We start from the raw sequence: 23,580 nt of genomic DNA on the forward strand, positions 1-23,580 counted from the left end.
GCCATTAACTTGCCGGTGACCGGCAATTTTTTTCCGCTCCGCCGGCAGAAAAATCGCACTCTATATATACGCGCACGCGTAGAGGGCTGTTTTTCCGTCTTTTTCCAGAAAAATCGCATCATCCCCTAAAAGCTTTTCGCGGCCCGCCGTTATCCCCTTTCGAGGCCGCAAGCGTCAGACGACAGCGACCTGATGAACGGAAAGGGAATATCATGACTGTTATCGGAACCAACTCGTCGGCGCTGCGGGCCACCAATGCTTCGGCCGCCTCCAGCAAGGCTCTGTCCACCGCCATGGAGCGCCTGTCGACCGGCAAGCGCATCAACTCGGCCAAGGACGACGCCGCTGGCCTGGCCATCGCTTCGTCGATGACCTCGCAGATCAAGGGCATGACCCAGGGCATCCGCAACGCCAATGACGGCATCAGCCTGGCGCAGACCGCAGAAGGCGCACTGGGCGAAGTCACCAACATGCTGCAGCGCATGCGTGAACTGACCGTCCAGGCCGGCAACGACACCAACGACGACACCGCCAAGGGCAACATCAAGTCGGAAATCGACCAGCTCGCCACCCAGATCGGCAAGGTTCTGTCGGACACCAGCTTCAACGGCATCAAGCTGTTCGACGGTTCGGCCGGCCCCAACACTGACGGCAAGATCAACATCCAGGCTGGTGCCAACTCCAGCGACGCGATCGAAATCGACCTGGGCAATGTCGAAGACGACACCGATGTCGCCGCAGTGGTGACCGGCGGTGCGACCACCGCTGCCCTCGATGTCACGGCCGGCACCTTCGATGTCGGCGCCGCTCTGGATCTGTATGACGACGCCCTGAAGGCGATCGACACCTCGCGCGCCAATCTCGGTGCGGTGCAGAACCGCCTGGAATCGACCGTCAACACGCTGACCGCGAACGTCACCAACCTGACCGACGCCAAGAGCCGCATCGAAGACGCCGATTTCTCGACCGAAACCACCGCGCTCGCCAAGGCCCAGATCCTGAGCCAGGCATCGACCGCGATGCTGGCTCAGGCCAACCAGAGCCAGCAGAACGTCATGAAGCTGATCCAGTAATCCGGATCGGACACCGAAAATGACGGGTTGAGGTATTGGTCACCGGCAACCCGCCATGTCACCCCCGGCACATCAACAGTCCCCACCGTGCCGGGGGTAACACCTTCGATCAAACGGCCAAATTCGAAGCCTCCGTCCCCCCGGACGGGGGCTTCATCGCGTTTGATTACAGGCCCATCTTGCAATGGCGCGATCAGCACCCATGATGGACGCATGACCATGATCGACCGGCGCGCCTTGATCGCTGCTTCGGGCGCAGCGCTGCTGCTCCCTCGCCCCGCCCTCTCCCAAGCCCGAAACGACCGTTTCTCGTGGGATGGCATCATCGCCATGGCGCAGAAGCTGGCGCGCACGCCCTTTGCCGAAACCCCGCCCAATCCGGTCGCCGCCAAGGTCGGCTATGACCAGATGCACCAGGCCCGGTTCCGCGACGAGAAGACGATCTGGGGCGACCTGCCCGGCGACACCGGCGTCCGCCTGTTCCCGCTGAGCGGCACGGCCCAGCAGCCGGTGCAGATCGCGTTGGTGGACAAGGGCGTGGCGACGCCGCTGCGTTATGATCCCGCCATGTTCGAAACGCCCGACGGCAATGCCGTCGCGGATCTTGGCCCGGACGCTGGCTATGCCGGTTTCCGCATCATGAATGCCAGGCGCGATGGCGACTGGCTGTCCTTCCTGGGTGCCAGCTATTTCCGCGCGCCCGGCCCGACCAAGCAGTTCGGCCTGTCCGCCCGCGCGATCGCGATCAACACCAGCATTCCGGGCAAGGAGGAATTTCCCCGCTTCACCCATTTCTGGCTGGAGCGGACCGGCGACAGCAGCGTCACCGTCTATGCCCTGCTGGACGGGGCATCGATCACCGGCGCCTTCCGCTTCGTCAACCGGCTTGGCGCCAAGGGGGTGACACAGGACGTGACCGCTGCCCTCTTCCCGCGCCGGCCGATCCCCGAACTGGGGCTGATGGCGATGACCAGCATGTTCTGGTACGACGAGGCGCACCGGACCAAGGGCACCGACTGGCGCCCGGAAATCCATGATTCCGACCTGCTCTCCATCGCCAGCGCCGATGGCAGCGCGCAGGCCCGGCCGCTGGTGAACCCGTCCGTCCCGCGCGTCGATGGCTTTGCCGAAACCAGCCCCAAGGGCTTTGGCCTGTTGCAGCGCGACCGCAATTTCGACCATTATCAGGATGACGGCGTCTATTATGACCGCCGCCCCTCGCTATGGGCGACGCCGTCTGCGCCGCTCGGTGCAGGACAGGTGCGGCTCTACACCTTCCCGACCGACAGCGAATATACCGACAATGTCTGCGCCTATTGGACGCCGGCCAAGGCCGCGCGTCCCGGCAGCCGGATCGATGCCGCCTATCGCCTCGATTGGACGGCGGACCGGGCACCCGCCGGCAGCAATCTGGCGATCGTGCAGGCGGTATGGCGCGGCCGTGGTGACGAAGCCGGGGTCGAACGACTGGTGATCGACTTTGCCGGCCTGCCCGCCGACGCGAAGCCTGACCTGTGGACCGATATCGGCAACGGCACCATCGTCAAGAAGGGCGGATATCCGGTGCTGGGCCAGGCGGGATTGTATCGCGTGGCGATCGACATCCGCAAATCGGGCGACAGGGCGGCGGATATCCGGGTCCAACTTCGCTCTGGCAATCGCGCGTTCAGTGAATATGTGCATTATCCGATAGGCGCATGAAGGGAACCACGCGGGTAGCGAAAGGTTCTAGCGCTCGGGTTAACCAGGAATGGGTCTGACATGACATCGACAGGAGGCACGAACGTGGCCGATGGGGCCACGGGGTCGCAAGCGCTTGTCCGGGCGTTCGAAAGCGTGCCGGCAGAGGCGCCGCTTGCCATGCCGGTGCAGGATTTCGCGACCGCGCCGGGTCGGATCCATCGCCCCCTGAACATCGACCTGTGGGCCCGCCGGCTGCTGGTCGTGCTGCTGGCACTGCTGCCCGCCGCGCTTGCCGCGCACGAGATGCGCCGGTCGATCGGCCTGGACGGTATTTCCTTCTGGGAAGGCGTCTATCTTGCCCTGTTCATCCCGCTCTTCGCCTGGATCGCCTTCGGCTTTGCCACCGCCGCGATCGGCTTCCTGCTGCTGACGGTCGGCAAGGGCAAGGGTGTGCGCCCCTATATCCCGCGCGATCGCACGCCGCTCAAGGCGCGCACCGCCATCCTGCTGCCGGTCTGCAACGAGGATTTCCTGGGCGTGCTCGGCCGCCTGTCGATCATGGAACGATCGCTGTCGCAGGTGATGGGCGGCGAGCGCTTCGAATTCTTCATCCTGTCGGATTCCAACCCGGAAAATGGCGAGACCGAGCGCAAGGCCTATCTGGAAATGCGCAAGGCCTTTTCGCGCCCGGTCCATTATCGCCGCCGCGCCCGCAATATCGGTCGCAAGCCGGGCAATATCGAGGAGTGGGTGACCCGTTTCGGCGGCGCATATGACCATATGATCGTGCTGGATGCCGACAGCGTGATGAGCGGCCAGACCATGGCACGCCTGTCGGTCGACATGGAACGCCACCCGCATCTGGGCCTCATTCAGACCGTCCCGACGGTGATGGGCGCGGCCACGCTGTTCGCCCGCTGGCAGCAATTTGCCAGCCGCCTGTTCGGGCCGATCTCGGCCGCCGGCATGATTTGGTGGGCCGGGTCCGAAGGCATGTTCTGGGGCCATAATGCGATCGTCCGGGTGCGCGCCTTCGCCGAAAGCTGCGGCCTGCCCGAACTGCCGGGCCGGGCGCCCTTTGGCGGCCATATATTGAGCCATGACATGCTGGAAGCAGCGCTGCTGCGGCGGCGCGGCTGGGACGTCCACATGGTCACCGCCGACGACAGTTTCGAGGAATTTCCGCCGGCCATGCCCGACCTGTTCACCCGCGATCGTCGCTGGTGCCAGGGCAATATCCAGCATGTCCCGCTGCTGGCGAAGATCAAGGGGTTGCACCCGGTCAGCCGGTTCCAGCTGTTCGTCGGCGCCTCGGCCTATTGCACCTCGCCGCTATGGCTGGCGATGATGCTGGTGGTTCTGGGCGGCGTCGCCACCGGCGTCTGGCCGCCGGCCGCCGTGCTGCCGTCCAGCACGCTGCTGACGGTAACTGCGGTGCTGCTGTTCGGTCCCAAGATATTGGCGATCGGCTGGGCCATGGCCGACCCGTCGCGGCGGATCGGCTTTGGCGGCGCGGTGCGGATGACGCGCGGTGTGATCGCCGACATCCTCCTGTCGATCCTGATGGCGCCGGTCGCGATGCTGACCCAGACGATCAACCTGTTTTCCATCCTGATGGGCCGCAAGGCGAGCTGGAACGGCCAGACCCGCGATCGCGACGGCATGGCGATCCTGGGCGCGATCTGGCTGTTTAAATGGCATATCTTGTTGGGCGTCGGCCTTACGGTGCTGGCGGTGCGCGCCAATGCGATCGGCTGGATGAGCCCGGTGCTGGCCGGCCTGTTCGCCGCGCCCATCCTGGCCGCGCTGACCGCGCGCAAGGATCTGGGCCAGCGGGCGGAAAATAGCGGTCTGTTCCAGGTGCCCGAACCGTGGTGGCGGACACAGAATTACCGGCCGCTGCGTTTCCGCTGGCCGGTTCCGGGTCGCAAGGCATCGGTATCGCGCCCCGCCAACGACGGTTGACGGGCGCGCGGGCCGGTCAGTTCCAGTCGCTGAGCTTGCCGCGCAGCTTGTCGAGCGCCGACTTCTTGATCTGGCACACGCGCGCGGCACCAATGTCCAGCGTCTGGCCGATTTCCTCCAGATTGAGTTCCTCGACGAAATAGAGTTGCAGCACCAGCGCCTCGCGCTCGGGCAGTTCGCCGATGCATTTGGCGAGCGCGCCCTTGAGCGATTCGCGCTCCATGATGTCGTCGGCACGATCCTCGACATCGGCGAACCACATGGACTGGTCGGAATAGACCTCATCCATGCTGGTGTGCTGGACCATCTCGGCGCCATCGGCCGCCTCGCGATAGTCGGCGGCATCCATGCCCAGTTCAGCGGCCATTTCCGCTTCCAGCGGCGCCCGGCCCAATTTCTGTTCCAGCTTCGCACGGGTGGCGGCCAGCTTCTTGCGGGTCGCCATGGCAGAGCGGCACAGGGTCGAATGGCGCCGCAGATGATCGATCATCGCGCCGCGCACGCGCAGCTGCGCATAGGAGGCAAAGCCCAGGCCTCGATCCTCGAAGCTGTTGGCAGACTCCACCAGCGCAACCATGCCGATCTGCAGCAGATCCTCCACCTCGATCGCGCTGGAGACGCGGCCATGGACATGCCAGGCGATCTTGCGCACCAGCGGCATGTAGCGGCGCGCCAGCTGTTCGGGGGAATTGGCAAGCCCTGCCCGTCCATAGGTAAGGACATCCGAGCCTGCAGCGACCTTATTCATATACATTGGTCAGTCTCCTCAGGCGACGCGTTCACGCGGCAGCGGATCGTGCCGGGGCGTGGGACGCTGCTCGCCACCGACGACGGCGACAACCTCGACACCCTTGCCGTCCGGGATTTCCAGGAAGGACAGCACCGGGGTCTCGGGCAGATGGGGTTTGAACAGCCGGGCGAGCGCGCGGCGCGCGACCGGCGAGGTGACGATGGCGAAATTGCGCGCCTGGCCCAGCATCGGCCGGGCGGCATGCACGACCGATTCGACGATGCGGTTGCCCAGGCTCGGCTCGATCGGATGCTTGGCGTCGCCGGCGACACGCATCGCCTGCGCCAGCATCGCTTCCAGATCGCCGTCGAGGGTGATGACCGGCAGCGGCATCTTCACCGGGACGAGGCCCTGGATGATGAGCGCGCCGATGCGCTGGCGCACCGCTTCGACAAGCTGTTCGTGGTCCATGTCCGGGCGGGCCGCGTCGACCATCGCCTCGCAGATACGGCGGAAGTCCTTGAGCGCGATCCCTTCCGACAGCAGCGCGCGGCACAGCGCGGAAATCTGCGTCAGGCTGAGCGTGCCGGGGGTCAGGCCATCGACCAGCTGCGGCGCGACATCCTTGAGATTGTCGAGCAGCTTGCGGGCTTCGTCCAGACCGAACATCTCGGCCGCGTTCATCGCGATCAGCTGGTTGAGATGGGTGGCGACCACCGTCGGCGGATCGACCACGGTGTAGCCGGCGACCACCGCCTCGCTGCGCTTGGCCGGCGAAATCCAGACGGCGTCGAGGCCGAAGGTCGGATCCTTGGCCGGGCGACCAGCGACCGTGCCTTCCAGCATGCCGCTGTCCAGCGCCAGCAGATCGTCGGGCCAGATATCATCCTCGCCCACGACGACGCCGGCGATGGTGATGCGATACTGATTGGGTTCGAGCGCCAGATTGTCCTTCACGCGGACCATCGGCACGACAAAGCCCAGTTCCTTCGACAACTGGCGACGAATGCCGGTGATGCGGGCCATCAGCGGCGCGCCCTTGCGCTCATCAACCAGGCCGATGAGGCCATAGCCGATCTCCAGACCCAGGATCGCGCCATCGGACACGTCGTTCCATTCGATGATGGCTGGGTTGGGCGGCGGCGCGACCGGTTCGGGTTCGGCGGCCTTGCGCTGGCCCGCCTTGCGCAGCTGCCAGGCGATACCGCCGGCGATGGCAGCGGCCGTCAGGATGATGAGGTGCGGCATGCCCGGCAGGATGCCGAGGAAGCCGAGGATCGCGGCGACTGGCACCCAGGCCTTACCGGTGCCGAACTGGCCGGCGACCTGCGCCGAAAGATCCTGTTCGGACTTGACGCGGGTCACGATCGAGGCGGCGGCGATCGACAGCAGCAGCGCCGGGATCTGCGCAACCAGCGCGTCACCGATGGCGAGCAGGATATAGGTCTGGGCCGCATCGCCCATCGCCAGGCCATGGCTGACCACGCCCAGGATGATGCCGCCGATGATGTTGATCGCCAGGATCAGGATGCCGGCGATCGCGTCGCCCTTCACGAACTTGGACGCACCGTCCATCGAACCATAGAAATCCGCTTCGGTCGCGACTTCGGCGCGGCGCAGCTTGGCTTCCTCGGGCGTCATCAGGCCAGCGTTGAGATCGGCGTCGATCGCCATCTGCTTGCCCGGCAGGGCGTCCAGGGTGAAACGCGCCGACACTTCCGACACGCGGCCCGCGCCCTTGGTGATGACCACCAGGTTGATGATCATCAGGATCGCGAAGACGAAGATGCCGACGACATAGTCGCCGCCGATCAGGAAGTGGCCGAACGCTTCGATCACCTGGCCGGCGGCGTCCGATCCCTCATGCCCCGACACCAGCACGACGCGGGTCGAGGCGACGTTGAGCGCCAGGCGCAGCAGGGTCGCGAACAGCAGCACCGTCGGGAAGCTGGAAAAGTCGAGCGGCTTGGCGGCGTTCAGCGCCACCATCAGCACGGCAAGGCTGATCATGATGTTGGTGATGAAGCCGATGTCCAGCATCACCGCCGGCACCGGCACCATCATGAACAGCACGACCATCAGCGTGGCGAACGGCAACACCGCCCCCTTCGCGGCGCTCATCCAGATCTTCGCTTTGACTTGGGTGGGAGTCATGAGAGGCCGTTACCTTCCGAGGGTGGCGAGCATGAGATAGGCGAGACGTGCGGTCTGCGGTTCCGGGCGGACGGTGACGTCGGCCTGGGTCGCAAGGCGCTGGGTTTCGATCCGCACATAATCGGCGGGGGCGACGGTCTTCGCGCCGCTGGGCAGCCCAGTTGCGCCAGATGCGTCGGCATATTGGACGTTGCCGGTGCCGATCGAATCGACACCCTTTTGCAGCTTGCTGGCGAAGCGATCGCGAATATCGGCGAAGCTGCGGGCATTGCCCTGCTTGTCATAGAAGATCGAGCGATTGGCGCGGGCCGCCGCCGGGAAGATCGAGGCGGCGGTTGCACCAGGCGCGCGATCATTCATCGACAGGAATTTGGAGGCACCACCCACGCCCAGGAAATGGGCGAGGTAGAGATCGACCGGCTCGGCCTCACGGCCCAGGCGGCTTTCCAGATAGGCCTTGTTGTCGGCGGCATGTTCCGCCGCCATGACCGAGGCGGTCTCGGGATGCTTGCGCAGGTCTAGGATCTGCTGGCGCAGATCAGGGTCCGACACATAATAGCGGCCATTGCTGCCCTTGCTGATCGCGTCAGCCGCCCAGCCCAGCCCATATTCGGCGCCATGCTTGTCGACGACGGCGAGCCAGCTCTGGTCGACGAACTGATAGAGGCCGGTGGCGGAAGAGGTGGCGGCACGGGCGCTGGGGTTCAGGCTGGATTCGATCTTGGCCTGACCAAGCAGGTAGGAGAAGTCCACGCCGGTACGACGGCTCGCCATCGCAATCGCGTTGGTGACGCGATTACCGGCCGAAGCTCCCGTTGCTGAAATGTCTGCAAGTGCCGACACTGACCCACAATCCCCATTTGGTACCGTGGGCTATTAGAGCAATGCTTGTGCCAAGATTTGGTTAACGCGGTTAAACAAGATTCTGCGTAAAACGAAAAACGGCGCCGATTGGCGCCGCTTTAGCCCGAAAGCAAAATTTATTTTTGTCAGCGCCGACCATAGGTGAGCGGCGCATTGCGAGCGCCGTTGGAGGTCAGGATCGCGAGTCGCTGGCTGGTATAGTCCGCCAGCACATTGGTGCGCACGCGCGCCGCTTCGATCAGCGGCAGGAGCCGGTTGAGCCGTTCGACCACATCGGGTTCGGAACGCCAGGCGCCGATCGCACGGGCGGCCGCCGCCGCCATGCTGACCTTGGTGCTGGCAGCTTCGATCGCGGCCGCATCATTGCCGTCCAGCGCAGCGCGCAGGTCGTCAAATGCGGCGAAGAGACCATCCAGTGCAGCAAGGCCGAGGGGCATGAAGGAATGTCCTGTTTAGGCGGGAAGATCGAGCGCCATCATCCGGTCGGCGATCACCGACGGGTTGACGGGGTAATTGCCCGAAGCGATCGCAGCCTTGATGGCGGCGATGCGGTCCATGTCGACAGGCGCGCCTTCGGCCGCCATGCGCGCCGCCGGGCTGGCCGACGTCGATGCCGACGCGGTGGTGCCGGTCGATCCGGTTGCCGATGCGGCGCGGGTCTTGCCCCCTTCGCGCAAGCGGTTTGCCTCGATTGCCGAACTGATGCTCTGGCCGACTGAGTTGATCATTGGTTCATTCCTTCACTCGTCCCTTGAACGCTATAACGGACAAGTTCAAAAATTATTAAATCCCGGAATGCGCACTACGCCCATGTCCACGATCTGGGCAAGTACAGGCGATGACTTCTTGTCTTCGCGCACGCGAATCGTCTCGCCAATTGCGCCATCTTCATCGGCGATCATCATGCGCGAGACGCTGAAACTGGCATTGCCGGCCATGAGCTGAACCGGATCGCCGCGTTTGACGACCGATTCCTTGACGACCGGCCGCGCGGCCGGGGCATAGCGACCGACCGGGCCGGAGGCAGCTGCGGCGGCGCCCGCGACCAGCGGCACGCGGATACGCCAGCCTAGTGCATCGCACTTGACCATGGCGGCACCAAAGATCGGCCCCTCGACGCTGGGCGTGGTCGGGCAGGCTGCGAGGCGGAGGCGACGATCGACCGGCGCCAGCGGACCACCGGGTTCGCCCATATTCGCGCCGACGGTCATCGCGACCAGGCTGTCGATGCGATCCAGATTCTCGAACTTCTGCTGCGCCAGCGCGGGCTGCGCAGCGGCGCAGGCCAGGGCGATGGCGAGGAACTGAACGGGTCTGGTCACGGCGCTTCTCCGAAAATGCGGACTTTCGCCATGGTTAAAAGCAACAAACGTGCCAGTTGAGGCTCAGGGCTTCACGGTCTCGCCCGGCGCGATGCGGATCACCTGCCCCTGCCCGTCGGCGCTGTCCGCCTGATCCAGGCCGCGGATGAGCAGGCGATCGCCCCCTATGCCCTGCGCCTTGAGCGCGCGCGCCACGGCGCCAAGCCGCGCTGCCGCCAGATCCCAATCGTCGAAACGCTGTCGCGCCCGGTCCTGCCCCTGGCTGCGCAGTTCGATGATGCGATCATCCTGCATATAGGGCCGCACCGCCGCGCGCAGGCGTATCTGCCCCTGCGGCGTCAGCATCGCTTCGCCCGGCGCAAACAGCTCTGCCGCGCGCAGTTCGATCGCGGTGCGGGCGGGACGGCCGCCAAATTGGCGACTGACCTCGGCCAGCATCGCATCGCGGCGCTGGCTGCCGGTCGCCTGGAGCAGCACGAAGAAGCCGAGCAACAGCATCAGCAGATCGGCAAAGCTGACGGCCCAGCGATTGCGCCGGGCCGCCGTTGCTGCCGATGGGATTGCAGGCGCGGTCATGCGACTTCGCGGATCGATGCGCGGCGCAGCGGCGCATTTTCGCGCCGCGCAATCGCCAGCATGCGCGCCACCGCCTCCTGCTGCCAGGCGAGCTCCTGTTCGGACAGGGTCGCCAGGCGCGCCGCAACCGGCGCGGCGAGCAGATTGGCGATGACCACGCCATAAAGGGTTGTGAGCAGCGCAAGCGCCATGGAAGGACCAAGCGCGGACGGATCATCCATCGCCGCGAACATGCCGACCAGCCCGATGATCGTGCCGGCCATGCCCAGCGCCGGGGCCGCATCGGCGACCGACAGCCAGACATTGCGCACGCTGGCGTGGCGCTGGGCGCGATCGGCCAGCGCCTGCGACGCCCAGGTTTCGAATTGTTCGACGCGATCGCAATTGGCAAGGCGACGCGCGGCATCGACCATGAAGCCGCTGTCGCTCTTCACCCGGTCGATGCACATCAGGCCGCGCAACTGGGCCACCTGGTCGATCTGGAGCAGGGCCGTGCGCGCCGCATCCCGGTCGCGCAGCGGATCGGCGCGCAGCAAAGGCCGCAACGCCACGCAGGCCCGACCGACCGCCTGGACGCCATTTTGCGCCAGCGCCACGACCGCGACGCCACCCAGCATCGCGGCGAGCGTGAGCGGATCGAACAGATGCGCCAAAATCCCGATCATGCCACCTTCCGTTCCGCCATGCTGACCGGGCGGCAAAAGATTGCCGCCACCCGGCAAATTTTTGCCGCCCTTGCCGCCCGATGCCGCGAAAGCCCGAATTTCCCGCAGTTTGCCGCGCCATCCTGCGTCACCCACGCAAATTGGCACGGTCCTTGCGTATATCCGGCTGGATCGCTCGCATCGAACGCCATCAGGCAGGAGAACGGCGGGACGATCGAAAGCTTTAGGCCCGAAAGGGCAAAAAGGGACTGACGGGAAATGTCGCTGGAAGACGGTTTGTTCGGGATCCACGGAAAGGCGCTGGCGCTTCGCTCGCAGCGCCTGTCCCTGCTCGCGTCGAACATCGCGAACGCTTCGACCCCCAACTACAAGGCGCGCGACATCGATTTCGATGCCGCGCTCAAGGAAGCGACCGCCCAGAGCGACCGCGGCCCGGCCGATGTCGGCCAGGCAGTGGACGATGCCATGGGCTATCGTGTGCCGTTGCAGCCCAGCCTTGACGGCAACACCGTCGAACTGAGCACCGAACAGACCCTGTTTGCGGAAAATGCGGTGAAATATCGCACCACCCTCTCCTTCCTGGAGGGCCGCATCAACACCATCAACCGCGCGCTGAAGGGAGAATGAGCATGAGCGGTTCAGGCCCCATGAATGTGTTCGACATCGCCGGCCGCGCCATGAGCGCGCAGCTGGTGCGTCTGAACGCCACCGCATCGAACATGGCCAATGCCGGCAATGTCACCGGCAGCGCCGCCGAAGCCTATCGCGCGATCAAGCCGGTTTTCCAGTCGGTTACCGACAGCCCCGGCGTGTCGACGGTCAAGGTCGCCAATGTCGTGACCACCAATGCGGAACCGACCAAGCGCCACGACCCCAATCATCCGCTGGCGGATGCCAATGGCGATGTCTGGGAATCTGCGGTCGATAGCAATGCGGAGATGGTCGACATGATCGAGACCGCCCGCATGTACCAGAATAATGTGCAGGTGCTCAACACCGCCAAATCCCTGATGCTCGAAACCATAAGGATCGGCAAATGACGACGACGTCTACCGTCACCGATAGCGCAGGCCTTTCGGTCTACAACCCGAATGCCAATGTCGGCACGGGCAGCGCAACCATGGATCAGTCGAGCTTCCTGACGTTGCTGACCGCGCAGATGCAGTATCAGGATCCGTTCGAACCGGTCGACAATACCGAGATGGTGTCGCAGATGGCGACCATCACCCAGTCGACCGGCATCGCCGAAATGAACCAGTCGCTCAAGTCACTGGCTTCGGAACTGAGTGGCACGCGGCTTGGCGATGCAGCCAGCTGGATCGGCAAGTCGATGCTGGTCCAGAGCAATGTCGCAGTGCCCGATTCCAGCGGCTATTATGCCGGCCAGATTACGCTGAGCGGCTCGAGCGATGCCGTCAGCGTCGACCTGGTCGATGGAGACGGCAATGTCGTCAAGTCGATCGACCTGGGCGCGCAAAGCGCCGGCGAAGTCGCCTTCTACTGGGACGGCAAGGATGATGCGGGCGAAACCGTTTCCTCCTCCGCCCTGCAGGTCAAGGTCAATGGCGGCACCACCAGCCAGGTCGCGACCTGGGCCACCATCGCCGCCGTCCAGTCACCCGCTGACGGTTCCTCCTCCAAACTGATCACGGCGCTCGGCAGCTTCGCCCCGACCGACGCGATCAGCCTGATGTAATTTCACCCATCCTTTTCACCCAAGGAGCTACGCCATGTCCTTCTATGTTTCGCTTTCCGGCCTCAAGGGCGCACAGGCCGACCTGTCCGCCGTCTCGAACAATGTCGCCAACGTGAACTCGACCGCCTTCAAGAAGAGCAAGGCCCAGTTCGGCGACATCTTCGCCGCTGCGCCGATGCAGACCACCCACCAGGTCGCCGGCCAGGGCGTGCGTGTGCAGGGCATCACCCAGCAGTTCACCCAGGGCACGATCGAAACCACCGACAAGACGCTGGATATGGCGATCTCGGGCGAAGGCTTCTTCACCGTGAAGGGCGAAGACGGCACGATCAGCTATACCCGCAACGGTGCCTTCTCGGTCGACAATGACCGCTATGCCGTCGACACCACCGGGTCGCGCATCCAGGTATTCGCGGTCGATCCCGACACCGGCGAGATCACGACGCCGCCGACCAATTCGACGACGCCCAACGACCTGACCGACCTGCAGATCCCGACCACCTATAAGGGCGAAGCCGATGGCGCGCAGCTGACCAGCGTGGGCGTGGGCAAGGACGGCCTGGTGTCGGCCATCTATGCCGACGGTTCGACCGTCTATCTGGGCCAGGTCGCCATGGCGTCGTTCAACAGCCTGGAAGGCCTGCGCCAGCAGGGCGACGCGCACTGGACCTCGACCGTGGAAAGCGGCAACGCGATTATCGGTACGCCCAACCAGGGCATGTTCGGCGCCGTCAACTCGGGCTCGCTGGAACGTTCCAACGTCGACATCACCGACGAACTGGTCCAGCTGATCGCGGCCCAGCGCAACTTCCAGGCGAACTCGAAGGCGATCGAGGCGGCCAACACGCTGACCACCACCATCGTCAACATCCGTAGCTAAGGCTTAGGGTAGAAGGGGTAGCCCATGGACCGGCTCGTCAACACGGCACTGACCGCGATGCGCGGTGCGATGGCCCGCCAGGCGTCGATCGCGAACAATCTCGCGAACGCCAACACGGTCGGCTTTCGTGCCGAAATCGCCAATGCCGAGACGCGCTGGATCAAGGGCGACACCTTCGATACCCGAGCCCAGGCCTCCGAACAGGTGATCGCCGCCGACATGGCGCAGGGGGCGGTCACCGAAACCGGCAATCCGCTGGACGTGGCAATGAACGGCGACGCACTGCTCGCCGTTCAGGCCCCGGACGGACAGGAAGCCTATACGCGCCGTGGCGACCTGAAGGTCAATGACAGCGGCCTGCTGACCACCGGCGACGGCCTGGCCGTGCTGGGCCAGGGCGGCCCGATCACCCTGCCCCAGATGGACAGCGTGTCGATCGCCCAGGATGGCAGCATCTGGGGCGTGCCCCAGGGCGGCGATCCGGCCAATCCGCAGCAGGTCGACAAGCTGAAGCTGGTCAATGCCGCCGGCTCCAGCATCGCCAAGGGCACCGACGGGCTGTTCCGCGAAGTGAATGGCGGCGCCCTGCCCGAAGATCCGATCGCGACCGTCACATCGGGATCGCTGGAAGGATCGAACGTCAACGCCACCGCCGCGCTGGTCCAGATGATCGAAGCCAGCCGCGCCTGGGAAACCCAGATCAAGATGATCGACACCGCCAAGCAGATGGACGACGGCGGCGCATCACTCATGAAACTGGATGGTTAATTTTGGCACGCATCTTGCTGTGAACGACGCATGAGCATCCCTTCGGGGAGCCGCATGGAGATTGAACGATGACCAACGCCGCCCTTCATGTCGCCCGCACCGGCCTTGACGCGCAGAACACGAAGATGCGCGTGATCGCCAACAACCTGGCGAACGTCAACACGACCGGCTTCAAGAAGGACCGGGCCGACTTCGAGACGCTGGCCTATCAGCAGATCGTCGCCGCCGGCGCCAACAGCGACAGCCAGAACAAGTTCGCCACCGGCCTCAATCTGGGTTCGGGCGTCTCGTTGCAGGGCACCAGCAAGATCAACACGCAGGGCACGTTGCAGGAAACCGGCAATGCGCTGGACATGGCGATCGAGGGATCGGGCTATTTCCAGGTGCAGCAGGCCGACGGTTCGACCGCCTATACCCGTGCCGGCAATTTCAGCGTCACCGCCGAAGGCACCGTCGTCACCAGCGACGGCCTGCCACTGATCCCGCAGATCACCGTGCCGCAGGGCGCGACGTCGGTCACCGTCGGCAATGACGGCACCGTGTCGGCGACGCTGCAGGGGGAAAGCGAACCGACCCAGCTGGGCCAGATCGAACTGGCGAGCTTCATGAACCCGGCAGGGCTTCAGTCGATCGGCGGCAACCTGCTGGTCGAAACCGCCGCCAGCGGCACGCCGCAGGTCGGCACTGCTGGCCTGGAAGGCCGCGGCCTCATCCGCTCGGGCAATCTGGAAACCTCGAACGTCAACATCGTCGAGGAACTGGTCGACATGATCGAGACCCAGCGCGCCTATGAGGTCAATTCCAAGATGATCAAGGCGACGGACGAAATGCTCCAGTACGCCAACCAGAATATGTGAGCTGACTGATGCGCGCGCTCTCCACTTCGCTCGTCGCCCTCGCCATGGTCTCCATGGCCGCGTCGCCCGCCTTCGCTGCAAAGAAGAAGCGCGAGGTCGAGCGCGAATATTATGCGCCGACCGTCATCGCCCAGCCGCAGGCCCCGCAGGCCAATGGCTCGATCTTCCAGGTCTCGACCGGCTACACGCCGCTGACCAGCGGCGCGCGCGCCGGCAATGTCGGCGACATCATCACCATCGTGCTGGTCGAACGGACCCAGGCAACCAAGAGCAACAGCGCGGACACCAACCGCAGCGGCTCGATCGGCCTCAACCCGCCGACCACCGGTCCGCTGTCCAAGCTCTTCTCGTCCAGCGACATCGCGATGGGCGGCAACAATACCTTCACCGGCAAGGGCGCGGCGACTCAGTCGAACGCGCTGAACGGCGAGATCACCGTGACGGTCGCGGCCGCCTATCCCAACGGCACCATGTTGGTGAAGGGCGAGAAGGCGCTGACGCTCAATCGCGGCGACGAGTTCATCCAGATCAGCGGCCTCGTCCGCCAGGCCGATATCGGCCCGGACAACCGCATCCTGTCGACCCGCGTGGCCGACGCCAAGATCATCTATACCGGCAAGGGCGAGATCGCCCGCGCCAGCCGCCAGGGCTGGCTGCAGCGCTTCTTCTCGATGATCAGCCCCTTCTGATGGAGACCCGGACCGCCATGACACGCCTGTTCCGCTTCCTCCTGCCGCTGCTGGCGCTGATCGCCGCGCCGGCCCATGCCGAACGCGTCAAGGATCTGGGCACCTTCCAGGGCGTCCGTCCCAACCAGCTGACCGGCTATGGCATCGTCGTGGGCCTGGCTGGCACCGGCGACGACAGCATCGAATATACGGTGCAGGGCATGAAGGGCGTGGTCTCGCGCTTTGGCCTGACCCTGCCCGCCGGCGTCAACCCGGCGCTCAAGAACGCCGCCGCCGTGCTGGTGACGGCCGACCTGCCCGCCTTTTCCAAGCCCGGCCAGCGGCTGGACGTCACCGTGTCGGCGATGGGCAAGGCCAAGTCGCTGCGTGGCGGCACGCTGATCATGACGCCGCTGCGCGGCGCCGATAACGAAATCTATGCGATGGCGCAGGGCAATCTGGCCGTTGGCGGCCTGGGCGTGTCCGGTGCCGATGGCAGCCAGGTGTCGGTGAACATCCCGTCGGCTGGCCGCATCCCCGAGGGTGCGACGGTCGAGCGTGCGGTTGCCACCGGCTTCGACACCGCGCCGACCCTGACCTTCAACCTGTCCGAAGCCGACCTGACCACCGCGTTGCGCGTGGCCGACGGCATCAACAAGACCTTCGGTGATCGCCGCGCCCGTGCCATGGATGCCGTGTCGGTCGCGATCGACGCGACGCCAGGTGCCGAGGAACGCATCCTGATGATGGGCATGATCGAGAATATCGAGATCACGCCCGCCGATGCCCCTGCCCGCGTGATCGTCAACGCGCGCACCGGCACCGTCGTCATCAACGGCGCGGTGAAGATCCATCCGGCCGCCGTCGCCCATGGCAAATTGACCGTCAGCGTCAATGAAAGCCCGCGCGTGGTTCAGCCCGCGCCCTTCAGCCAGGGCCAGACCGCCGTCGAGCAATCGTCGAACATCAGCATCGACGAACAGAAAAAACCGATGGTCAATTTTAAAGGTGGGGCGTCGCTGGCCGATATAGTCAAGGCGGTCAACGCCATCGGGGCCTCCCCGGCGGACATGGTCGCGATCCTTGAGGCGCTGAAACAGGCGGGCGCGATGAAAGCGGAACTGGTGGTGTTGTGATGCAGGTATCGAACGCAACCGCGGCGAGCGGCACGTCCAACCCCTTCGAGACCAAGGCTGCGCTGCAGAAGGCGGCGCAGCAGTTCGAAGCGGTATTCCTGCGCCAGATGATCGGCGCGATGCGATCGGCCAGCCTGGCCGAGGGCATCACCGATTCGAGCGCGACCCAGCAATTCCAGGACATGGCCGACGCGCGCACCGCCGACGCCATGTCGACCAAGGGCGCGATGGGCATCGCCGAACTGCTGATGCACCAGTTCGGTGCCCGCGTGAAGGACGACAGCCCGGCCGCGACCGGCACGGCAACCACGGCTGAGGGCGCATGAGCGACCTGTTCATCATCGGTGCGTCGGGCACCAAGGCCTATCGCACGGCGATGGCCGCCATTTCCGAGAATATCGCCAATGCCAGCACCGACGGCTATGCCCGCCGGTCGGTGACGACGGTGGAATCGGGATCATCGACCGCGACCATGGCGACCTATGTCGCCAAGGCGAATTTCGGCGGCACCCAGGTCGCCAGCATCAATCGCGGCACCGACCCCTATCTGGATGCGTCGGTGCGCATCACCGCCATGGCGCTGGGCAGCGCGAACGCGCGCGTACGCTGGCAGACCGACATCGAAACCGCGCTCAATGACACCGCCACCGGCGTCGGCCAGCTGATGACGACGATGTACCAAAATCTGGACAAGCTGGCGGCGAGCCCCAGCGACACGTCGTTGCGCGTCACCACGCTGGACAGCATCGGCCGCGTCGCCGAATCCTTCCGCCAGACCGCCGCGGATCTGGAAACCATATCGACCGGCATCAATACCGAGGCGCAGGCATCGGCCCAGACGATCAACCAGCAATTGTCGTCGCTGGCCGCGATCAACAACAGCCTGCTGCGCGCGCAGCCGGGCACGTCGGCCTATGCCCAGTTGCTCGACAGCCGCGATTCGGCGCTGCAGACGCTGTCTTCTAATCTGAATGTGACGATCAGCTTCGGCGCGCATGATAGCGCCGAGGTCAGCTATAACGGCACCACCCTGGTATCGGGCGACACAGCCGCGTCGGTCGCGGTGACCGCGTCCGCCACCGATGGCCGCCTGTCGCTGGCCCTGTCCGACGGCACGGCACTCGCCGCTCCGTCCAACGGCACGCTGGGCGGGCTGTTCGCATCGGCCGACACCACCGCCGAACGCCGTGCCAGCCTCGACACGCTGGCCGAGCAGTTCGCCACCGACGTCAATGAGTGGCATGCGCAGGGCTATACCGATACCGGCGCCAGCGGCGTGCCGCTGCTGTCCTATGGTGGCAGCGCCGCGACGCTGGTCGCGCTGGACGTGGAGCCGGACGCTCTCGCGACCAAGTCGGCCGACGGCACGCTGAACGGCAATCTGCTGACGGTATCATCGACCCTGCGCGGCAGCGGCAGTGTCGAACAGGGTTGGACGACCCTGATCACCAGCAACGCCAATCTGCTGACCGCCAGCACGGCGGAAAAGACCACGGCCCAGAGCCGCAGCGACCAGGCGGTCGCCGCGCGCGAAGCGGTGAGCGGGGTCGATCTCGACATGGAGGCGGCAGACCTGCTGCGGATCCAGCAGGCCTATTCGGGCTGCGCCAAGATCCTGCAGGTCGCCAAGGACACGGTCGATTCGATCCTGCAGATCATGTGACGGAAGGACGCTGAGACATGGTAGGCATCACCAACAAGATCATGCTCGCCGAGATCCGCCGGCAACAGCAATTGTCGCAGAGCATCGTCGACGGACAGACCTCGATTTCGACCGGCATCACCCTGAACAAGCCGTCGGACGACGCGCTTGCCTGGGTCCAGGTGTCCGACATCGGCCGCGCCCAGGCGCAGCAGTCGGCCTGGCAGACCAATGTCAGCTATGGCACGACCCGCGCCGGCAATGCCGAAGCCAATCTGGAAGAAATCAACAATCTGATGACGCGGGCGCAGGAACTGGTGACCTCGGCGCGCAATGGCGCACTGAACGACACCAGCGCCGCCGCCATCGCCGAGGAATTGAAGACGATCCGCACCACGGTCGGCGAATTGCTGAACCAGAAGGATTATCAGGGCGTGTCGGTGTTCGACGACGGCCAGAGCGTACTGGTGCCGGTGAGCCGCGGCCTCAACCTGGCAGTGGTCGGCACCAAGCAGGAAATTTCCGAGAATATCGACGTCAACGGCACATCGATGTCGCTGGACGAAATTTTGGGCAAGGCGATCGACGCGGTCGAGGGCGGCAATGACACCGACCTCGCCAGTTCGCTGGATGCGATCCAGATCGGCCAGAATCGGGTCGTGGTGGAGCGCGCCAAGCAGGGCGTGCGCGCCGACCGGCTGGAGGTGATCGGCACGCGTCTGACCGATGTCGACATCAACCTGTCGGAACGGCGCGACACGCTGGAATCGGCCGATCTGACCACGGTCATTTCGAACGTGAAGGCGCAGCTGCTGCAGCTGGAGGCGGCCCAGTCCGCCTTTGCGCGGATCAACCAGCAGACCCTGTTCGACCTGATCAGTTAAAGGCGGCGAAAAAGCGTCGCCGTCCTAAAGGGGACGGTAACCAGTCCGTATTAACCAGAAAGGGACTGGCGCCACGGGGCGCCGGCGGAGCCACCGCCTCCAGGCGCATTTTCGGGGATCAACATGTTTGCAATCATCGGCCTTGTCGTGCTTTTGGGCATGGTCTTCGGTGGGTTCATCTTCACCGGGGGCGACATCGGACCGGTGCTGCACGCCCTGCCCCACGAAATGATCATCATCGGCGGCGCCGCCGTCGGCGCGCTGATCATCGGCAATTCGGGTTCCGACCTGAAGGCGCTGGGCGGCGGCCTGGGCAAGGTGTTCAAGGGACCGCAGTACAAGAAGCAGGACTTCCTGGACTGCATCTTCCTGGTCAGCAAGCTGATGAAGACGCTGCGCGTCGAAGGCCCGGTGGCGCTGGAGCCGCATATCGAGGATCCGGGCACCTCGCCCATCTTCGGCGAATATCCCAAGCTGATGAAGGACAAGACGCTGATCCACCTGATCAGCGACACGCTGCGCCTGGTCGTGGTGTCGTCCGGCACGCTCGATCCACATGCGGTCGAGGAAGTGATGGATAACAGCCTCAAGACCCATCATCATGAAGCGCTCAAGCCCGCCGACAATCTCCAGGGCCTGGCCGACGCTCTCCCGGCCCTCGGCATCGTCGCCGCGGTGCTGGGCGTGGTGAAGACCATGGGCTCGATCGACCAGCCGCCTTCGGTGCTGGGTGCGATGATCGGCTCGGCGCTGGTCGGCACCTTCCTGGGCGTGCTGCTCGCCTATGGCATGGTCAATCCCTTCGCCAATCGCTGCCGCGCGGTGATCGAGCAGGACGGCGCCATCTATCATGTCGTCAAGCAGATCATCATCGCCTCGCTGCACGGCCATCCGCAGCCGCTGGTGATCGAGGCCGCCCGTTCCAGCCTGATCCATGCGAACCAGCCCGGCTTTGCCGAAGTGTTCGACGGCATGCGGAACAAATAAGCCATGGCGGAGAAGAAGCGCGGCGCGAACGAGCCCGAACCCCGGCCGATCATCGTCAAGAAGATCATCGTCGATGGCCATGGCGGCCATCATGGCGGCGCCTGGAAGGTGGCCTATGCCGACTTCGTGACGGCGATGATGGCCTTCTTCCTGCTGATGTGGCTGCTGGGTGCGACCACCGAAAAGCAGCGCAAGGCGCTGGCCGACTATTTCACGCCGACGCTGGTCGAGCTGAAGATGAATTCGGCGGGGTCCACCGGCATGTTCGGCGGCGACAGCCTGATGGCGAAGGAAAATTATCCGACGACGGGCGGTCAGGGCAACCTGGCCATCACCATCCCGCGCGATGCCACCGGCACCAAGGACCAGGGCGGCAAGGCATTGCGCGCGGCCGACCGGCAGAAGTTCGAGAATATCAAGAAGCAGCTTGAGGACCGCATGTCCAAGAAGGGCCTGGCCCGGCTGCGCAAGAATGTCCGCTTCACCGAAACCCGCGAGGGGCTGCGCATCGACCTGATCGACGAGGCGGATTTCGCGATGTTCCGATCGGGCACCGACCAGTTGCTGCCCGAAGCCAAGGCGCTGATCGCCGAGGTCGCAGACGCACTGGCGACCATGCCCAATCCGCTGATCGTGCGCGGCCATACCGATGGCCTGCCCTATGCGTCGGGCCGGAGCATGAACAACTGGATGCTGTCGTCGGCCCGTGCGGAATCGACCCGCAAGGCGCTCGCCGAAACCGGCATCCCCAATACCCGCTTCGCCCGGATCGAGGGGGTCGCCGATCGCGAGCCGTTCGTGAAGAGTGACGCCTATGATCCGCGCAACCGGCGCATGTCGGTCATCTTGGGCTGGACCCGCGGCGGCAATGCCTCGGCCGACGAGGATGACGCGCAGGATCCCGAAACCCAGGCAGCGATCAAGGAGCGGGACGATCCGCAGCGGATCGCGCGGGAACAGGCGCAGAAGCTGGACATGGGTGGCACCGGCCTGCCCAGCGGCGCGGCGCTGATCAACCCGACGGCGGCCGGGACATCGCCCAAGCCGGGCAAGCATTGAGGCGGACAGGCGGGGCGGCAAAATAGGAAATCGCCGCCTTAACTTCCCATATTTCCCGCACATTCGGCAATTTTGATGCAGGGGTTGGAAATCTTGTTTCCACCCCCTGCTTCGTCATGTCCGGCCGAAATCCCATCGCGACGCAGCATAAGCCATGATGCGCCAATAGGACAGGCCGGGGTCGGCTCACCCCCATGCGGGCACGGCCTGCCCCTTTGTTGCACCTTTTTGCGGGCGATTGCCTATATGAGCTTCTCCTCGCTTGATGCCCCATGCGGCGTCGCAACGTTCCAAGGCCCTGATTATCGGCCGATATTGCCTGTCCGATGGCTGTGAGGCGCGCCCCGCGTGCCCGCCTGGACGGGCCGGGAGAATAATGTGTCCACATCTGCCGCGCATGCCGCGCGCCACACCCATTTCGGCTGGTTCAAGCGCCGCCGCGACCTGGAAGTCGATGATGTCACCGTCGTCGACCGGTCCCTGCTGAACCGCGCCGTTGGCGCCGCAGCGCTGGGCAATGCCATGGAATGGTTCGATTTCGGCGTCTACGGCTATATTGCCGTTACGCTCGGCCATGTCTTTTTCCCGTCGAGCGATCCGGCGCTGCAGTTGATCGCGACCTTCGCCACCTTCACCGTCGCCTTCCTGGTCCGGCCGCTGGGCGGACTGGTGTTTGGGCCGCTGGGCGATCGCTATGGCCGGCACAAGATATTGGCAATGACCATGATCCTGATGGCGGTCGGCACCTTTTCCATCGGCCTCATCCCCTCCTATGCGCAGATCGGCATCGGCGCGCCGCTGATGCTGCTGGCCGCGCGGCTGGTGCAGGGCTTTTCGACCGGTGGCGAATATGGCGGCGCGGCGACCTTCATCGCGGAATATTCGACCGACCGGAAGCGCGGCCTGATGGGCAGCTGGCTGGAGTTCGGGACTCTGGGCGGCTATATCGCTGGCGCCGGCACCGTCACCGCTCTGCAGATGTCGCTGAGCGATGCGCAGATGCTCGAATGGGGCTGGCGCATTCCCTTCCTGGTGGCCGGGCCGCTGGGCCTGCTCGGCCTCTATATGCGGCTGAAGCTGGAGGAGACGCCGGCATTCCAGGCCTATAGCGAACAGATCGATGCGCGCGAAAGCGAGCGGCCGGGGCTTGGAACCCTGTTCCGCGTCCATTGGCGGCAGTTGCTGAAATGCGTCGGACTGGTGCTGGTGTTCAACGTCACCGACTATATGTTGCTGACCTACATGCCCAATTATCTCAGCGTGACCATGGGTTATGCCGAGACCAAGGGGCTGCTGCTGATCATCATCGTGATGCTGGTGATGATGCCGCTCAATGTCGTGGGCGGGCTGTGCAGCGACCGGCTGGGCCGGCGGCCGATGATCATCGGCGCCTGCGTCGCGCTGATGCTGTTGTCGGTGCCGTGCATGCTGCTGATCGGCACGGGCAATGACGCGCTGATCTTCCTGGGGCTGATGCTGCTGGGGATTGCGCTGGTCTGCTTCACCAGTTCCATGCCCTCCACCCTGCCGGCGCTCTTCTACACGCCGGTGCGCTACAGCGCGCTGTCGATCGCGTTCAACATCTCGGTCTCGCTGTTCGGCGGCACGACACCGCTGATCACCGCCTGGCTGGTGCAGAAGACCGGCGATCCGCTGGTGCCGGCCTATTATCTGATGGGTGCGGCGCTGATCGGCCTACTGACCATGCTGACGGTGCGCGAGACGGCCGGCATGCCGCTGCGCGGATCGCCGCCGGCGGTGGCGAATGAGGCCGAGGCGATCGCGCTGGTCGAAAGCGGCGAGCCGGTGACGGTGGACAAGGCGCTGCCCGACCTGCCGCCGGTGGCGCCGGTCGCAGTGGATACGCCGGCGATGATCCGGCCGCTGGCGAGTTAGAGCCACATTTTCCTCCTCCCCTACAAGGGGAGGGGAACCGCTGAAGGCGGTGAAGGGGTTGTCGCCCTCTCGTGA

27 protein-coding genes are annotated in these 23,580 nt (G+C 64.8%); 18 read left to right on the forward strand and 9 right to left on the reverse strand.

The genetic code is table 11. The features are described from left to right. The first annotated feature begins 212 nt into the window (after window positions 1-212). On the forward strand, window positions 213-1,073 hold the full coding sequence (locus ACUCV3_RS06095; protein WP_017500443.1) for a flagellin N-terminal helical domain-containing protein: 861 nt from the start codon (window positions 213-215) through the stop codon (window positions 1,071-1,073). Here the strand turns inward: ACUCV3_RS06095 and ACUCV3_RS06100 are convergent. After that, a complete protein-coding gene (locus tag ACUCV3_RS06100; RefSeq protein ID WP_279731239.1) occupies window positions 1,028-1,294 on the reverse strand; it encodes a hypothetical protein in 267 nt (88 codons plus the stop codon). The genes ACUCV3_RS06095 and ACUCV3_RS06100 overlap by 46 nt on opposite strands. Between ACUCV3_RS06100 and ACUCV3_RS06105 the strand changes: the two genes are divergently transcribed. Both ACUCV3_RS06105 and mdoH read left to right on the forward strand, forming a co-directional pair. After that, window positions 1,287-2,774, forward strand: a complete 1,488-nt coding sequence (locus tag ACUCV3_RS06105; protein ID WP_279731240.1) for an OpgD/OpgG family glucan biosynthesis protein — start codon at window positions 1,287-1,289, stop codon at window positions 2,772-2,774. The two genes, ACUCV3_RS06100 and ACUCV3_RS06105, sit on opposite strands and share 8 nt — an antisense overlap. Window positions 2,775-2,834: 60 nt before the next feature. Continuing rightward, window positions 2,835-4,721 (forward strand): glucans biosynthesis glucosyltransferase MdoH, encoded by a 1,887-nt coding sequence (gene mdoH / locus ACUCV3_RS06110; protein WP_279731241.1) that lies wholly within the window; start codon window positions 2,835-2,837, stop codon window positions 4,719-4,721. Window positions 4,722-4,737: 16 nt separating this feature from the next. Here mdoH and ACUCV3_RS06115 read toward each other — a convergent pair whose 3' ends face one another. From ACUCV3_RS06115 to ACUCV3_RS06150, 8 genes are all read right to left on the reverse strand, one after another. Beyond that, the gene (locus ACUCV3_RS06115; RefSeq protein ID WP_010338853.1) at window positions 4,738-5,475 is read right to left on the reverse strand and encodes a FliA/WhiG family RNA polymerase sigma factor; all 738 of its coding nucleotides are present in this window, start codon (window positions 5,473-5,475) and stop codon (window positions 4,738-4,740) included. 12 nt (window positions 5,476-5,487) lie between these two features. After that, window positions 5,488-7,605: a flagellar biosynthesis protein FlhA gene (flhA, locus tag ACUCV3_RS06120; RefSeq protein ID WP_482240426.1), complete on the reverse strand. Its 2,118-nt coding sequence runs from the start codon at window positions 7,603-7,605 to the stop codon at window positions 5,488-5,490. Window positions 7,606-7,614: 9 nt separating this feature from the next. Continuing rightward, the gene (locus ACUCV3_RS06125; RefSeq protein WP_026109018.1) at window positions 7,615-8,448 is read right to left on the reverse strand and encodes a hypothetical protein; all 834 of its coding nucleotides are present in this window, start codon (window positions 8,446-8,448) and stop codon (window positions 7,615-7,617) included. A 146-nt stretch (window positions 8,449-8,594) separates the two neighbouring features. Next, window positions 8,595-8,906 carry a hypothetical protein gene (locus ACUCV3_RS06130; RefSeq protein ID WP_017500439.1) on the reverse strand — a complete coding sequence of 104 codons (312 nt, stop codon included), beginning with the start codon at window positions 8,904-8,906 and terminating at the stop codon, window positions 8,595-8,597. Between the two features lie 15 nt (window positions 8,907-8,921). After that, window positions 8,922-9,197: a flagellar biosynthesis anti-sigma factor FlgM gene (gene flgM, locus ACUCV3_RS06135; RefSeq protein ID WP_004208201.1), complete on the reverse strand. Its 276-nt coding sequence runs from the start codon at window positions 9,195-9,197 to the stop codon at window positions 8,922-8,924. A 45-nt stretch (window positions 9,198-9,242) separates the two neighbouring features. Further along, window positions 9,243-9,791, reverse strand: coding sequence for a flagella basal body P-ring formation protein FlgA (locus ACUCV3_RS06140; RefSeq protein WP_037517563.1), 549 nt, complete (start codon window positions 9,789-9,791; stop codon window positions 9,243-9,245). Between the two features lie 63 nt (window positions 9,792-9,854). Then, a complete protein-coding gene (locus tag ACUCV3_RS06145; protein WP_037507670.1) occupies window positions 9,855-10,367 on the reverse strand; it encodes an OmpA/MotB family protein in 513 nt (170 codons plus the stop codon). Then, on the reverse strand, window positions 10,364-11,032 hold the full coding sequence (locus ACUCV3_RS06150; protein WP_279776172.1) for a motility protein A: 669 nt from the start codon (window positions 11,030-11,032) through the stop codon (window positions 10,364-10,366). Before ACUCV3_RS06150 ends, ACUCV3_RS06145 begins: the two co-directional genes overlap by 4 nt. On the opposite strand from ACUCV3_RS06150, the gene ACUCV3_RS06155 reads away from it, so the two are divergent. The 15 genes from ACUCV3_RS06155 to proP all read left to right on the forward strand — a co-directional run bounded on the left by ACUCV3_RS06155 (window position 11,012) and on the right by proP (window position 23,505). After that, on the forward strand, window positions 11,012-11,284 hold the full coding sequence (locus tag ACUCV3_RS06155) for a hypothetical protein (RefSeq protein WP_279776171.1): 273 nt from the start codon (window positions 11,012-11,014) through the stop codon (window positions 11,282-11,284). The genes ACUCV3_RS06150 and ACUCV3_RS06155 overlap by 21 nt on opposite strands. A gap of 6 nt (window positions 11,285-11,290) precedes the next feature. After that, window positions 11,291-11,659, forward strand: a complete 369-nt coding sequence (gene flgB / locus ACUCV3_RS06160) for a flagellar basal body rod protein FlgB (protein WP_004208205.1) — start codon at window positions 11,291-11,293, stop codon at window positions 11,657-11,659. Window positions 11,660-11,661: 2 nt separating this feature from the next. Next, window positions 11,662-12,072: a flagellar basal body rod protein FlgC gene (gene flgC / locus ACUCV3_RS06165; protein ID WP_004208206.1), complete on the forward strand. Its 411-nt coding sequence runs from the start codon at window positions 11,662-11,664 to the stop codon at window positions 12,070-12,072. Continuing rightward, on the forward strand, window positions 12,069-12,728 hold the full coding sequence (locus ACUCV3_RS06170) for a flagellar hook assembly protein FlgD (RefSeq protein ID WP_137405891.1): 660 nt from the start codon (window positions 12,069-12,071) through the stop codon (window positions 12,726-12,728). Before flgC ends, ACUCV3_RS06170 begins: the two co-directional genes overlap by 4 nt. A 34-nt stretch (window positions 12,729-12,762) precedes the next feature. Further along, a complete protein-coding gene (locus ACUCV3_RS06175) occupies window positions 12,763-13,608 on the forward strand; it encodes a flagellar hook-basal body complex protein (protein WP_125997871.1) in 846 nt (281 codons plus the stop codon). 24 nt (window positions 13,609-13,632) lie between these two features. Beyond that, window positions 13,633-14,376 (forward strand): flagellar basal body rod protein FlgF, encoded by a 744-nt coding sequence (locus ACUCV3_RS06180; RefSeq protein ID WP_004208209.1) that lies wholly within the window; start codon window positions 13,633-13,635, stop codon window positions 14,374-14,376. Between the two features lie 68 nt (window positions 14,377-14,444). After that, window positions 14,445-15,233: a flagellar basal-body rod protein FlgG gene (flgG, locus tag ACUCV3_RS06185; protein WP_010338863.1), complete on the forward strand. Its 789-nt coding sequence runs from the start codon at window positions 14,445-14,447 to the stop codon at window positions 15,231-15,233. An 8-nt stretch (window positions 15,234-15,241) separates the two neighbouring features. Further along, entirely contained in the window at window positions 15,242-15,922 is a 681-nt protein-coding gene (locus tag ACUCV3_RS06190; RefSeq protein ID WP_004208211.1) for a flagellar basal body L-ring protein FlgH, read from the forward strand. Continuing rightward, a complete protein-coding gene (locus ACUCV3_RS06195; RefSeq protein ID WP_004208212.1) occupies window positions 15,922-17,037 on the forward strand; it encodes a flagellar basal body P-ring protein FlgI in 1,116 nt (371 codons plus the stop codon). Before ACUCV3_RS06190 ends, ACUCV3_RS06195 begins: the two co-directional genes overlap by 1 nt. Then, window positions 17,037-17,363: a rod-binding protein gene (locus ACUCV3_RS06200; RefSeq protein ID WP_069335725.1), complete on the forward strand. Its 327-nt coding sequence runs from the start codon at window positions 17,037-17,039 to the stop codon at window positions 17,361-17,363. The genes ACUCV3_RS06195 and ACUCV3_RS06200 overlap by 1 nt, the downstream gene beginning before the upstream one ends. Continuing rightward, on the forward strand, window positions 17,360-18,700 hold the full coding sequence (gene flgK, locus ACUCV3_RS06205) for a flagellar hook-associated protein FlgK (protein WP_004208214.1): 1,341 nt from the start codon (window positions 17,360-17,362) through the stop codon (window positions 18,698-18,700). Before ACUCV3_RS06200 ends, flgK begins: the two co-directional genes overlap by 4 nt. 17 nt (window positions 18,701-18,717) lie before the next feature. Then, entirely contained in the window at window positions 18,718-19,563 is an 846-nt protein-coding gene (locus ACUCV3_RS06210; protein ID WP_279729689.1) for a flagellin, read from the forward strand. Window positions 19,564-19,686: 123 nt separating this feature from the next. Further along, window positions 19,687-20,550, forward strand: coding sequence for a flagellar motor stator protein MotA (gene motA / locus ACUCV3_RS06215; RefSeq protein ID WP_010338868.1), 864 nt, complete (start codon window positions 19,687-19,689; stop codon window positions 20,548-20,550). Window positions 20,551-20,553: 3 nt separating this feature from the next. Then, window positions 20,554-21,609, forward strand: coding sequence for a flagellar motor protein MotB (locus ACUCV3_RS06220; protein WP_279729688.1), 1,056 nt, complete (start codon window positions 20,554-20,556; stop codon window positions 21,607-21,609). A gap of 378 nt (window positions 21,610-21,987) precedes the next feature. Then, entirely contained in the window at window positions 21,988-23,505 is a 1,518-nt protein-coding gene (gene proP, locus ACUCV3_RS06225; RefSeq protein WP_279729687.1) for a glycine betaine/L-proline transporter ProP, read from the forward strand. The last annotated feature ends 75 nt before the right edge of the window (window positions 23,506-23,580 follow it).

This window comes from Sphingobium sp. VMM, from assembly GCF_056790315.1.

Coding starts and splice junctions, on each gene's coding strand:
- ACUCV3_RS06155 (WP_279776171.1), top strand. CDS start 11,012: ATGCGCCAAAATCCCGATCATGCCACCTTCCGTTCCGCCATGCTGACC.
- ACUCV3_RS06095 (WP_017500443.1), top strand. CDS start 213: ATGACTGTTATCGGAACCAACTCGTCGGCGCTGCGGGCCACCAATGCT.
- flgC (WP_004208206.1), top strand. CDS start 11,662: ATGAGCGGTTCAGGCCCCATGAATGTGTTCGACATCGCCGGCCGCGCC.
- ACUCV3_RS06115 (WP_010338853.1), bottom strand. CDS start 5,475: ATGTATATGAATAAGGTCGCTGCAGGCTCGGATGTCCTTACCTATGGA.
- ACUCV3_RS06195 (WP_004208212.1), top strand. CDS start 15,922: ATGGAGACCCGGACCGCCATGACACGCCTGTTCCGCTTCCTCCTGCCG.
- motA (WP_010338868.1), top strand. CDS start 19,687: ATGTTTGCAATCATCGGCCTTGTCGTGCTTTTGGGCATGGTCTTCGGT.
- flgK (WP_004208214.1), top strand. CDS start 17,360: ATGAGCGACCTGTTCATCATCGGTGCGTCGGGCACCAAGGCCTATCGC.
- ACUCV3_RS06220 (WP_279729688.1), top strand. CDS start 20,554: ATGGCGGAGAAGAAGCGCGGCGCGAACGAGCCCGAACCCCGGCCGATC.
- ACUCV3_RS06200 (WP_069335725.1), top strand. CDS start 17,037: ATGCAGGTATCGAACGCAACCGCGGCGAGCGGCACGTCCAACCCCTTC.
- ACUCV3_RS06180 (WP_004208209.1), top strand. CDS start 13,633: ATGGACCGGCTCGTCAACACGGCACTGACCGCGATGCGCGGTGCGATG.
- ACUCV3_RS06175 (WP_125997871.1), top strand. CDS start 12,763: ATGTCCTTCTATGTTTCGCTTTCCGGCCTCAAGGGCGCACAGGCCGAC.
- ACUCV3_RS06170 (WP_137405891.1), top strand. CDS start 12,069: ATGACGACGACGTCTACCGTCACCGATAGCGCAGGCCTTTCGGTCTAC.
- flgG (WP_010338863.1), top strand. CDS start 14,445: ATGACCAACGCCGCCCTTCATGTCGCCCGCACCGGCCTTGACGCGCAG.
- flhA (WP_482240426.1), bottom strand. CDS start 7,605: ATGACTCCCACCCAAGTCAAAGCGAAGATCTGGATGAGCGCCGCGAAG.
- flgM (WP_004208201.1), bottom strand. CDS start 9,197: ATGATCAACTCAGTCGGCCAGAGCATCAGTTCGGCAATCGAGGCAAAC.
- ACUCV3_RS06190 (WP_004208211.1), top strand. CDS start 15,242: ATGCGCGCGCTCTCCACTTCGCTCGTCGCCCTCGCCATGGTCTCCATG.
- ACUCV3_RS06105 (WP_279731240.1), top strand. CDS start 1,287: ATGACCATGATCGACCGGCGCGCCTTGATCGCTGCTTCGGGCGCAGCG.
- flgB (WP_004208205.1), top strand. CDS start 11,291: ATGTCGCTGGAAGACGGTTTGTTCGGGATCCACGGAAAGGCGCTGGCG.
- ACUCV3_RS06150 (WP_279776172.1), bottom strand. CDS start 11,032: ATGATCGGGATTTTGGCGCATCTGTTCGATCCGCTCACGCTCGCCGCG.
- mdoH (WP_279731241.1), top strand. CDS start 2,835: ATGACATCGACAGGAGGCACGAACGTGGCCGATGGGGCCACGGGGTCG.
- ACUCV3_RS06145 (WP_037507670.1), bottom strand. CDS start 10,367: ATGACCGCGCCTGCAATCCCATCGGCAGCAACGGCGGCCCGGCGCAAT.
- ACUCV3_RS06100 (WP_279731239.1), bottom strand. CDS start 1,294: ATGGTCATGCGTCCATCATGGGTGCTGATCGCGCCATTGCAAGATGGG.
- ACUCV3_RS06130 (WP_017500439.1), bottom strand. CDS start 8,906: ATGCCCCTCGGCCTTGCTGCACTGGATGGTCTCTTCGCCGCATTTGAC.
- ACUCV3_RS06210 (WP_279729689.1), top strand. CDS start 18,718: ATGGTAGGCATCACCAACAAGATCATGCTCGCCGAGATCCGCCGGCAA.